Genomic DNA, 12,514 nt, shown 5'->3' with positions numbered 1-12,514 from the left:
CCCTCCTAAACGATTAGGAGGGCTTGATATAACGAAGGTACATCATGGGGGCGGAAGAGATGAATACAAGGGAACAAGCAAGCAAGCACGCGATATGTTACAACCGTCCGGCACCGGACTTTTTCGAAGGAGCGCTACTTGGGAACGGTGGCTTGGGAGCGGTCGTGACTTCACGTCCCGACGCCGTTGTCATTCATTTCGGACATAACAACGTGTGGGATATTCGAATCGCCGAGAAGCATCAGGACAAGATCGGAACCTTCGAGGACTTATTCGCAAGGTTGAAGGAAATCCCCGCCGGTTATTCCTCGTTAAGCGAGGAAGCCTGGTACAGGGAATACGTAGCGATGACCAGCGAAAATTACGACTTCCCGTACCCGCGCCCGATGCCATGCGGCTCTTTGCTGCTCGGTTTCGATCGGCGGACGACGGAGGTTCTTGGACATAAGTTAAGCATCGACAGCGGATTGTGCGAAATTTTCTTCAACGCAGGGGATTCCTTCGTAACGTTGCTCGTATTCGTCGATCAGAATACGGACCGCTTGTGGGCAACGCTTCGGAACTCGGATGGTGAGACGCCGCGGGCGAATATCTTTAATCGGATAAAATTGATCCCCGACCCGAATACGCCGCCAGAGCTTCCCAAGTTCGCAGCTTCGGTAGACGTTCCGGCTAACCAGCTTGCCTTCCGTCAAGCGCTTCCTTACTCCCTGAAGGAGGAGGGAGTTGCCGGCGATACTTCCAAAGACAAGGCATTCCGGTTATCGGCTCGCGTCTCTCGCGGGATTGCCTTTCAAGGATCCGCCAATGGATTGGAAGCCAAGCTTGGCGAAGGGGCGGAATTCACCGTTAGCGTCGAGCTGAAAGAAGGCTTGGATGCGAACGTTCCCGGAGAGACTTCAATCATCGAATCTCCCGATAAAGAGTCGTTTTCCGCGGCATTCGTTCTTTCCGAGAAGAAGTGGGAGGACTATTGGTCCCGCTCGGGCGTCGCCCTGGAAGACGAATTCCTGGAACGCGTATGGTATCGGAATCTCTATTTCTTCCAATGCTCCGTGAAGCCCGATGCGACGTGCCCGGGGATATTCGCCAATTGGAGCTACGGCAGGATCGGTTCGGAATGGCATGGGGACTACCATATGAACTACAATACGCAGCAGCCTTTCTGGCTTGCGTTCTCTAGCAACCACGTGGAAAAACATCTGGCCTACGCGAACATGGTCGATCACGTTCTTCCCGTTAGCCGAAAGTGGGCGCAGGAGTATTACGGTTTGCGCGGTGCCTATTATCCGCATTCCGCTTACCCCGTCGAGATGAACATGATGCCTTACCCCGTTCCCCACTGGGGCTGGGAAGTCTGCGAAACGCCTTGGACCGTGCAGAGTCTATGGTGGCATTATCTGTACACGATGGACAAATCATTCTTAGCGGATCGCGCTTATACTCCGATAAAGGAAGCGGTTCTTTTCATGGCGGACTATATGAAGAGACCGGACGCAAGCGGGGAATCTTGGGGGGACGACCGCTATCATATTTTTCCGACGGTCGTGCCTGAGCTGTATGAGCTTACGCCGGGGTTCAAGAAAAACAGCGATTGCATCGTCGACTTGACGCTGACGAAGTTTCTGTTTCGGGCATTCGAGCAAGCTTGCGAGGTTCTAGGACATAACGAAGCCGAGACTGAGCTGCTAGCGGAAGTTCGGGATATCCTTAGCCATTTCCCCGATTATCCGACCGCGGAATCGCAGCGCGGAACCGTGTTCGTGTCCGTCCCGGGCGAAGATCCCGAAGTGGTCTACAACGTGCCTAACGGAATCTCGACCGTTTTCCCCGGGGAAGATCACGGCTTGCACTCTTCGCCGGAGCAATACCGGATCGCGGTGAATTCTTATCTGAATCACCGGAACGAGGGAGGGAACGAGCTCGTCTTCCTTAATCTCGCCGGGGCGCGGTTGGGGAAGCTCGATCTGGAACGCTTCAAGCGCCAAATCGACTATTGCCTGCTTCCGAACGGAACGTGCACGGACAAATTGCTGGAATCCGGGGGGAGATATTCGGATACGACCCCGTTCGATTATATGGGCCCGATGGGCATATGGTTCGAGAACTTTGCTTTGCCGGCGGTGGTCAACGAGTGCTTAATGCAAAGCTACAACGGAATCATTCGCTTCTTCCCTAACTGGCCCATGGACAAGCGCGCGGAATTCAGCACGCTCCGGGCCGTTGGAGGATTCCTCGTGAGCGCGACAGCAGATGAGGGAATCGTCCAGGGGATTGAAATCTACAGCGAGGCCGGTTCGCCGCTTCGGGTATACAACCCGTGGGACAAGGCAAGATGCATCCGGAGCCGAGGGGAGAAGACGTTGACAGGGGACGTATTGGTTATGGAGACGGAGATAGGAGAGAAGATCCGGCTGATACCCTCATAGGAGTTGAATGATGTGAAATTGCGATTAAGCAAGCTTCGCATGGGCTTATTAATGTTTATCTTAGCGGTCGCGCAAATAGGTTTTGTCGTTCCGAATGCGCCCGTGGCGCAAGCGGCGGACAACGGGTTGGCGCTAAAACCGTTAATGGGCTGGAGCAGCTTCAGCATGCAAGTGTACACGGGCAATAATCAAATCATATCCGCAGCCCAGATTAAAGCGCAGTCGGATGCCATGCACGCTACTTTGCAGTCACATGGATACGAATACATCAATATCGATGCCGGATGGAACGGAAGCATGGATGGATATGGCCGCCCTATCCCCAGCACGACGTTATATCCCGACGGTTTTCAGGACGTGATCGACTACGTGCACGCCAACGGTCAGAAAATCGGGATATACGGTATCCCCGGAATGTCGCCGCAAGCTTACGATAACGATTTGCCGATCTACGGCGCTCCGGGCTGCTCGATGCAGGATATCGCGGCCCAGCCTTTGAGGACGGCCGATTATTGGAACCTCGGCTACAAGATAGACTTCTCCGAGCCGTGCGCGCAAAGCTATATCGACTCCATCGCGGACCTGTACGGGGAATGGGGAATCGACTTCCTGAAATTCGACAGCGTTACGCCGGGCTCCGGGCACAACGATACGTCCATCGATGCGCGGGACGACGTCAAGGCTTGGGCCGAAGCGCTGGCTCCGCACGGAATATGGCTTGAGCTTTCCTGGGCGCTAGACATCAATTACGTCGACTACTGGAAGGAGTACGCCAACGGTTGGCGCGTCGATTGGGACATCGAGTGCTATTGCGGTACCGGCGGCTTGACGACGTGGGCGAATATCGCGCGCACCTTCCCGAAGGCGGAGGAATGGTGGAGGCACGGCAGTCCGGGAGGCTGGAACGACTTCGATTCCCTGAACGTCGGCAACGGCTCCATGGACGGAATCACCCAGGACGAGCGCCGGACGGCAATGACGTTATGGGCGATGTCGTCTGCTCAACTCTACACGGGAAACGACTTGACCAATTTGGACAGTTTCGGAATCGGCTTGCTCACCAATGACGAGGTCATCGCCGTCAACCAAGCGGGACGGCCGGCGCATCCCGTGTCCACGGCGAACAACCAGCAGGTTTGGTATGCCAATAACGGAGACGGAAGCTACACGGTCGGACTAATCAATCTAGAGAGCTCAGCCGCAACGGTGACAGTGAATTGGAGCGATATCGGGCTCAGCGGAGCGGCTTCCGTCAGGGATCTATGGAGCCATACCGATATTGGCACCTTCAATACGGGATATAGCTCGGTAAACTTGGCGCCTCACGCGTCGAGATTGCTTAGAGTCGTATCCCAAGGCGGCTCCAACGCGGTGAACGACGACGATACGGGAATCAAGTATACCGGCGATTGGCAACGAAGCTACAACCGGGGGCTAGGAGATTTCCAGAACGACGTTCATTACACCGAGACGAACAACGATTTTTTTGAATACACCTTTAATGGCACCGGTATCGACTTGATCACGGAGAAGGATTCCTCCCAAGGCAACATCGACATCTACGTGGACGGCGTTTTCAAGCAAACGGTGAACACTTATAACGCGACACGGCTAGCGCAACAGAAGGTGTACGGCATATCCGGCTTGTCCAACGGACCCCATACGATTAAAGCCGTTAAGAAGTCCGGTACCTTCATGTTGCTCGACAAGCTAAGCTTCAGCGTGGCTTCGCCGATCCAAGTAAACGACGCCGACGCGGGAATCACTTATAGCGGTACATGGTCGCATAGCACGGCTAGAGGATTCGGAGACTTTAAGGACGACGTGCATTACACGATGAACAATAACGACTATTTCCAATACTCGTTCACGGGCACCGGAATCGAGCTGATTACGGAGAAGGATTCTTCGCAGGGCAATATCGACATCTACGTGGACAACGTGTTCAAGGAAACGGTAAACACGTACAACGAGAGCCGGTTGGCCCAGCAAACCGTGTACAAGATATCGGGCTTGACGCCGGGCTCCCATACGATCAAGGCCGTTAAGAAGTCCGGAACCTTCATGCTGCTCGATAAACTGAGCTTCGTCGGAACAAAGGTTCAGTACAACAATACGGACCCTGGCATTTCTTATACGGGCGCTTGGTCGCTTAACGGCAACAGGGGTTTCGGAGACTATAACAACGACGTGCATTTTACCCAAACGAACAACGATTATTTCCAATTTACGTTTACCGGCACGGGTATCGAATTGATCACGGAGAAAGAATCCGACCAGGGTGACATCGATATCTACGTGGACAACGTGTTCAAGCAGACGGTCAGCACTTACAATGCGACGAGATTATCGAATCAAGTCGTATATAGCATTAACGGATTGGCCAGCGGCTCCCATACCATTAAGGGCGTCAAGAAAACGGGAACTTACATGCTGTTGGATTCGCTGAGAGTTACGCCGTAACGTTATCGAACCCTCCCGTTCCGCCGGGAGGGTTTGTTCCCAACAAAATTACGCGGAAGGGGATATTATCATGTCTAATCAAAGCAATCAATTCCGGGGAGGGTTACCTCGCCTTAAAAATAAGCTCAACGGGCAAGATCGGATCGTCGTCGCTTTTCTGGGAGGTTCGATCACGGAAGGAGCCGGAGCGTCGGACCCGGATGCGACCAGTTGGCGGGCCTTGATTGGCCAGTACCTACGGGAACGGTATTCACAAGAACGGGTAACATTCATCAATGCGGGAGTCGGCGGCACGACCTCCACGTTCGGTGCCCACAGGCTGCGTGAACATGTACTCTCCCACGGGGAGATCGATCTGCTGTTCGTAGAATTCAGCGTGAACGACGGCGAGGACCGGGAAGAATCCATCCGGGGCATGGAAGGAATCGTCCGTCAGTGCAGGAGCGAATCTCCTCGCACGGATATCGTATTCGTCTACACCGCCGCGGATAAAAATCTCGTGGAAGGCGTTCCTTTCAACATAGCGGTCCATGAGGAGGTCGCCGCCCGATACGATATCCCTTCGGTCAACTTCGCCTCAAGGATCCGCTTGCTTGCGGAATCAGGTCAAACGAGATGGGAGGAGCTCGCCAACGACCGGGTTCACCCTAACGATGCGGGATATGCGATATATGCATCTTATATGCGGGAATTTCTGGAGCTTGCATTAGGCGAAACGTCCGAGCGCAATATCGGCGAAGACGCTGGAGATTTGCCTTCCCCATTAGTAGAAGGGAATTACGAATTTGCTTCCATGAAGGACTTACAGTTCGCGGATGTTTTGGATGGCTTTTCTGTTAAGGGCGATGCACCGGGACCATTGATGAACTGGCGCTATAGGATCGTCCATTTGCATGCGGAAGAGCCCGGCGCGTCGCTGTCTTTCTCCGTTTCCGGAAGGGGAGCGGGAATATTGCTGCTGCACGGTCCCGATAGCGGAATATTCGAATATTCGCTAGACGGCGTTGAATACCATGAAGTCAACTTGTTCGACGAATGGTGCTTGATGGCCTATCGTCCTATTATCGCGATGTTTCCAAATCTGCCTGAACGGGAAAACGCTCGGATCACGATACGTCATACGGCAAGGAAGGACATTCGCAGCAAAGGGACGGACATTCGCATTTTGAGATTCTTGAATTATTAGACATCGTGTCTTCATATTACAGAATCAAGCCGAGAAAGCCCTTGCCTTCAGGCATGGGATGAATCGGCTTAGGACAAGGGCTGTCTTTAGACAGCTTAATTGTCCTACACATCTCTACTGTTATCGCTTGAGTCAGCGGACATCAAAGTCATTGTGAAGACTTTTTATACGAACATTTGTTTGGTATAATATCCGTGAAGGAGGTGATCAGTTGCAAACCATAACCGTTCAGATTCGAATATTTCCTGACAATCCCACATTGTTACGCGAACATGGTAACGCATATATCGAAGCGACGAACCGACTCACCATGCAAGCAGAAAGAGCAGGAATATTCCCCCATCTAACATCTAAAGACATTGAAGCGAAGTTGCCTTCAGCGGTACGGAATCAAATCATTCGCGATGCAAGAAGCATACATAAGAAGACGAATAAACAAGGGAAACGTCCGATATTAAAACGTAGAGCCTACTACGTGAACAATCAAAATTATTCGTTTAACGGCAACGTAGTCTCATTTCCAGTCATGATTGATGGGAAAGTACAGCGTCTTAGGGTCGCATCCCGTTTGACCGAACGAGAGTATAACATTCTGTCAAGCGGAAAACTTGGACTCATGAAGGTTCATGGAGAAATCGGGCAAATGGTACGTTCAAATTTCTGTTGAAAAACAATTCGGACAAACGACTGGCGATACAACAATGGGTATTGATCTTGGATTGAAAGTGCCGGCAGTCGTTGTCACATCCACAGGCAAAACAAAGTTTGTCGGCAACGGCAGACAAAATAAGTACATCCGCCGCAAGTACAGTTCGTGTCGAAGGAAGTTGGGTAAACTCAAGAAGCTGTCAGCCATCCGCAAGCAACAAAACAAGGAACACCGCTACATGAAAGACCAAAACCATAAAATCAGCCGACAGATTGTGAACATGGCGATTGATGCACAAGTATCGGTCATCAAGATCGAGAAATTAACAAACATTCGCCAGACGACAAGAACAAGTCGTAAAAACGCCAAAAACCTGCACAACTGGTCGTTCTATCAATTGCAAATGTTTATCGCATACAAAGCAGCATTAGCAGGTATTCGGGTAGTAGAGGTGAATCCTGCCTATACCTCACAAACTTGCCCCATTTGTGCGAAGCGAAACAAGGCAATTGACAGAACATAAAGGTGTTCATGCGGGTTTCACGCACACCGTGATCGGGTTGGCGCAATCAATATCGTGCGACAACCTATGGCAGATGGTAAAAGTCTGTCAGCCTAAGATGCTATACGCACTGTCTTAGGATTGGCTGATGGCACAGCCTCAAACTTAGCAGTTGTCCAAACTGGAAACAGACTGCGGACGTACCATCTAGCTAAGAATCCCACGGCTTTAGCCGTGTGGAGTGTCAAACTTGACTATGCTCGGCTGCTCATCTATATCATAAAGTGTAGGTAAAACACGCAGTCTATTTATTTCGAATCGAAAGGAATGTTATTTCATGCCGTTAGTTGATATGCCTCTAGAGAAGTTGAAAGAGTATCAGGGAATTAATCCGCGACCCGCCGATTTCGATGCTTACTGGGATCGGGCGATTGCCGAAATGCGCGCGGTGGATCCGCAGGTCGAGATGGTGCGAAGCTCATTCCAGACGCCGCAAGCCGATTGTTTCGACCTATACTTTACCGGAGTTCGCGGGGCTCGCATTCATGCGAAATACGTTCGTCCGAAGAACGTGTCCGAACCTCATCCGGCCGTCGTATTATTCCATGGTTACACGGGCAGTGCCGGTGATTGGAGCGACAAGCTGGCTTACGCATCTTTGGGTTTCTCGGTGCTTGCAATGGATTGTCGCGGTCAGGGGGGCACTTCCGAGGACGTCGGCGGAGTGAAGGGAAATACGCATCATGGCCATATTATCCGCGGACTCGACGACCAACCGGACAACCTGCTTTTCCGCCATATCTACTTAGATACCGCGCAATTGGCCGGTATTGCGCTTGGTTTGCCCGAAGTCGATCCGGAACGCGTCTATGCGGCCGGAGGTTCGCAGGGCGGCGCACTTACGATCGCTTGCGCGGCACTCGAGCCTAGAGTGAAGAAGCTTGCCCCGGTATACCCGTTCCTCTGCGATTACAAACGGACTTGGCAGATGGACCTAGCAAAGGATGCTTACCAAGAGCTGCGTACATATTTCCGTCATTTCGACCCGCTGCACGAACGCGAGGACGAAATTTTCGAGAAGCTCGGCTACATAGATCTGCAATACCTCGCGAACCGGATTCGCGGCGATGTCTTGATGTTCGTCGGCCTCATGGATACGATTTGCCCGCCTTCCACGCAATTCGCGGCTTACAACAAGATTACCGCTCCGAAGCAGCTTGCGATTTATCCGGACTTCGGACATGAGGGACTGCCGGGATCAGGAGATCGCACTATTCAGTTTTTCCTGAATTCTTAATGATATTAATCCATAAGGATTATCATTCTTCCAGTAAAGTAGGCTTATTTAGATGGCAAATACGGAACAAAAACTCTATCGTTTCAGCGAAGCTCCCTTGTGGGAGCTTCAGCGTTCTTATTATGAGGAGCAGGGAATCAGGGCATGGCAAAGTGAAGAAGTCCCTCAGTATATTACCAGTAATCCCATTATGGCCGTCGCTTATGCGGAAATGATCTTTGGATTTCTTCAAGATAGAGCACGTGCAGGCTTCACCGCTGAAGCCGTAACGATTGTCGAGCTTGGAGCGGGTTCGGGCCGATTGGCGTTTCTGGTTCTTAAGGAGCTATGCGAGCTCAGGGATTATTCGGGGCTACCGCTCCCTCCTTTTCGTTATGTCATGACTGACTTAGCCGTCAAAAATATTGCTTATTGGCAACGACACGCCGGCTTGTTCCCTTATGTTCAGCAGGGGATTCTGGATTTCAGCCCATTCGATGCCGTTAAGGATACGGAACTAAACTTGACGCAATCCGGCGAAAGAATTCGACCGGGAGACTTAGTGCAGCCTCTGCTCGTTATCGCGAATTATTTTTTCGACAGCATCCCTCAAGAACTCATTTACGTGGAAGAAAACAAGGTCTACGAGTGCAAGGTCGCTCTCCAGTATCCGGACGAAGCCGCGGATCTTAGCGTATCCGAACGACTTGGGAAAGTGACGCTAGAGTATCACTATCGCCGGGCAGCCGAATTCGAACAGGAATCGTACCCGTACCGCGACTTGATTGAGCTATATTTACGAAAGCTGGAGGATTCCCATATTCTCTTGCCCGCCATTGGGATAAGCTGTTTAGAACGGCTTGGAGCGCTGTCGCGGCAAGGGTTTCTTCTGCTAACGGCCGATAAAGGCGACCATCGCTTGGAGAACTGGGAATTCGCGGAGCCGCCAAGGCTAATCCACCACGGAAGCTTCTCTTTAACCGCGAATTATCATGCGATTCAAGCCTTTTTCGAGGGGAAAGGCGCCCTGTCTTACTTCACTGCGCATCATCATAACAACTTGAACGTAGGCTGCATTCTTATGCTTCAAGACCCGGCAAGCTATGCCCATACTCGCCTGGCTTATCGTCGGTTCGTGGACTGCTTTGGACCGGATGATTTTTTCAGCATGAAACAATGGTTCGACGGACAGCTGGAGCAAATGGAGTTGCATCAAATTCTGGCCATCTGGCGATTGGGCGGCTACGACGCGGAGTGGCTTCTTCAAAGCGTTAAGCGCATTTCGGCGCTCCTCCCAACAAGCAACGATGCCGAAATGGATGATATTCGCAGCGGGATTCACTTGATGTGGCAATCCTATTACTCCATGGAAGAAAAGCATGATTTGGCTTTAGAGTGCGGGCTGTTATTGTATCAAATGGATTCGTTCGCGGATGCGTTGATATTCTTTGAACGTTCTCCGAGTCTTCAGGCAGCCGAGGTTGATTCCGATGTTCTGTACAGCCTGGCGGTTTGTTCCTACGAGGTTGGGAGTGAAGAAGTTAGTTACGTGAGGAGAGTATTAGCCATGGAGCCCGAGCACGAAGGAGCATTGGCTCTGCTGGCGCTTCTTGAAGGGGAATAGGGGCTGCCCAAAAGTGCCCCCGACCACCAAATACCCGCGCCAGGAACGCTTATTTCACCGAAAGTGCCCCCGATCAACCAAATACCCGCGCCAGGAACGCTTATCCCGCCCCGCGCCGCGAACAAACCCTGGCCCCAATTCCCGCGCGTATACAAGCTGGATTATTGCCAAGAGGAAGCTAAAGCATGCTTTTAGACCGCTGACAGCGGCTTAGAGCACAGATTGACTTCGATTCCTCTCATTTAGACCGCTGACAGCGGCTTAGAGCACAGATTGACTCCGATTTCTCTCATTTAGACCGCTGACAGCGGCTTAGAGCACAGATTGACTCCGATTTATCTCATTTAGACCGCTGACAGCGGCTTAGAGCACAGATTGACTTCGATTCCTCTCATTTAGACCGCTGACAGCGGCTTAGAGCTCGGTGCTTTCGCTTGTCCATAACTTGCTTAAGAAAGCGGTAATAGACTAAAAATGCAAAACGGTTGAGCAGGAATTAACCATCTGCCCAACCATTTCTTAAAATTTCAAAATCCTTTTTGAAACAAGACTGTCACTCAAGATTTGTAATTAGCTTATGGGATAGCCCCTTCTAGTTGAATTTTATGAACGAATTCTCATTTTTTTCTAATAAAGAGACTGAAATCCTTCTCTGGCCTGTTTTTGGTTTCTTCGTGGGATAATTTAGGAAGCCGAAGATCTGGTACATTGGTTACAGGCAGCCTAGACAACCTAACGATATGGAGGACTATACAAATGCAAAACAAATTTTCGTTCGTACGTAAAATCATGACCGTCACTTTAGGTGCAACCATACTTATGTCGGCTTTTAGCGTGGGACAAGCTTCCTTTATTCCGACGGCAGCGGCCGCAGTGTCCAAAGCAGATAGAGTCGTCAGTCTAGCCCTAAGCTACAAAGGACGTATCACCTATGATTTCGGTACCCGGAACCCGTCCCGCTTGATCTTCGACTGCTCTTCCTTTACGGAATTCATTTTCGCCAAAGTCGGCGTGGATTTGAAGTGGGGAACGAAATATCAGAAATACGCAGGTCACTACGTTAGCAAGAGCAACCTTCGCAAAGGCGACCTCGTGTTCTTCGACACTATCGGACGCAATAACAGAGCTATTAATCATGTCGGCATTTACATGGGGAGCGGGAAATTCATCCACGATACGCCTTCCGTCGACGGCCTTGCCATTAGCAATCTAAGCACCGGCTTTTGGTCTACTCATTATGTGACGGGTCGACGGGTTTTATAAATCTATCCTCTCGCATTGGCCGCCAGCTTCGGCTTGGCGGCTTTTTCATAAGAATGCATTGAAAAAGGCAGAACCGGGTTCCTTCCCGGTTCTGCCTTTTACGGTGGTTAACGGACAACGATAACTTACTTGATCTCTTCCAGCAGCACGTCCAGATTGTTGAAAGTCTCGGTAATCCCTTGAAGCATACCCATATCCAGTACGGTCTTGAGAGCTTCGGCGGATGCGTACCGACCATGGTTAAGCAGCTTTGTTTTGCCGTCCATTTCGAAGAAAGTCATGGTTACGATCGTCTGCGGCATTCCTTCATTGATATTGCCTTCCGCATCGGAGAACGAATCGACATAGACGATCCGCTCGGGCTCCAAGATTTCCTTGTACTCGGCTTTGCCCCAAGACTCGTAGCCGAAATATTCCTGTTTCTCATCTTCGCATTTCATGCAGTAATGCCATTCCCCGCCCGGGCGGAAATCGATGTTACAGACAGGTAACGTCCAGCCCTTCGGACCCCACCATCGCTTTAGATGTTCAGCTTGCGAGAATGCCTTGAATACAAGCTCGCGAGGGGCATTGAAAATTCGCTCTAGGTAAAGATCCCGTTCTTCTACCCTCGAAATAATTTGGTTTGCGGCGTTCGGGGTTGTCATTATAATAATTCCTCCTCGATAAGAATCCATTCTTGATCATTTCATGTGTTTAATATACTTTAACAGGAATATTCCTGTCAACGTATATTCGAAAAGATTCTCATTTTATTTGGAGGCGACCGACATCTAGCCAAATATGACGGAGACGTAAACGATAGCTCATGAAACAGCAAACGGAATCTTTGCGATCGGAGTCGGAGTCGACTAAGACAAGGATGCGCCCGTCATTGATGTAGCTGTCATATTGCTTGACTTCGATTTCCGGAATGCCGAGTCCGATCAAAGCTCCGACTAGCCCGCCCGCTCCGCGCCAACGGTGATTGGGCCTGCCGCTAGAATAGGGACAATGCCCGGGATCTCAAGCAATCCTATTCCCGCCAGCAACCCCGTGACTCCGCCGACTACTCCGCCCGTAGCCGCTCCGGAAGCGGCTCCCTCATGTGCTTTTTTGTTCCCTATTAATCGTACTTACCCT

The 12,514-nt window shown here is 51.0% G+C and carries 7 protein-coding genes and 2 pseudogenes; 7 read left to right on the top strand and 2 right to left on the bottom strand.

The genetic code is table 11. The features are described 5' to 3' along the window. The first annotated feature begins 59 nt into the window (after positions 1-59). The 7 genes and pseudogenes from E2980_RS11070 (at position 60) to E2980_RS11040 (ending at position 11,392) form a co-directional block, all read left to right on the top strand. Positions 60-2,429 carry a glycosyl hydrolase family 95 catalytic domain-containing protein gene (locus tag E2980_RS11070; protein WP_167747075.1) on the top strand — a complete coding sequence of 790 codons (2,370 nt, stop codon included), beginning with the start codon at positions 60-62 and terminating at the stop codon, positions 2,427-2,429. A 12-nt stretch (positions 2,430-2,441) separates the two neighbouring features. Continuing rightward, positions 2,442-4,892 carry a glycoside hydrolase family 27 protein gene (locus E2980_RS11065; protein WP_240702986.1) on the top strand — a complete coding sequence of 817 codons (2,451 nt, stop codon included), beginning with the start codon at positions 2,442-2,444 and terminating at the stop codon, positions 4,890-4,892. 70 nt (positions 4,893-4,962) lie between these two features. Then, positions 4,963-6,078 carry an SGNH/GDSL hydrolase family protein gene (locus E2980_RS11060; RefSeq protein WP_135152245.1) on the top strand — a complete coding sequence of 372 codons (1,116 nt, stop codon included), beginning with the start codon at positions 4,963-4,965 and terminating at the stop codon, positions 6,076-6,078. Positions 6,079-6,289: 211 nt separating this feature from the next. Continuing rightward, positions 6,290-7,346: pseudogene (locus E2980_RS25125) on the top strand (RNA-guided endonuclease InsQ/TnpB family protein). Positions 7,347-7,566: 220 nt separating this feature from the next. After that, entirely contained in the window at positions 7,567-8,526 is a 960-nt protein-coding gene (locus E2980_RS11050; protein ID WP_135152244.1) for an alpha/beta fold hydrolase, read from the top strand. A 52-nt stretch (positions 8,527-8,578) separates the two neighbouring features. Continuing rightward, positions 8,579-10,129, top strand: coding sequence for a tetratricopeptide repeat protein (locus E2980_RS11045; RefSeq protein WP_135152243.1), 1,551 nt, complete (start codon positions 8,579-8,581; stop codon positions 10,127-10,129). A gap of 756 nt (positions 10,130-10,885) precedes the next feature. After that, entirely contained in the window at positions 10,886-11,392 is a 507-nt protein-coding gene (locus E2980_RS11040; protein ID WP_135152242.1) for a C40 family peptidase, read from the top strand. Positions 11,393-11,517: 125 nt separating this feature from the next. Here the strand turns inward: E2980_RS11040 and E2980_RS11035 are convergent, their stop codons facing one another. Beyond that, complete coding sequence (locus tag E2980_RS11035; protein ID WP_135152241.1) at positions 11,518-12,039, bottom strand: SRPBCC domain-containing protein; 522 nt, start codon at positions 12,037-12,039, stop codon at positions 11,518-11,520. A gap of 100 nt (positions 12,040-12,139) precedes the next feature. Continuing rightward, positions 12,140-12,486 (bottom strand): annotated as a pseudogene (locus E2980_RS11030) (hypothetical protein); the annotation flags it as partial. Positions 12,487-12,514 lie beyond the last annotated feature (28 nt).

The sequence above is a fragment of the Cohnella luojiensis genome, assembly GCF_004564235.1.
Classification (GTDB): domain Bacteria; phylum Bacillota; class Bacilli; order Paenibacillales; family Paenibacillaceae; genus Cohnella; species Cohnella luojiensis.
The sequence above is the reverse complement of the archived record's forward strand: the minus strand, read 5'-3'. Positions and strand labels throughout refer to the sequence as shown.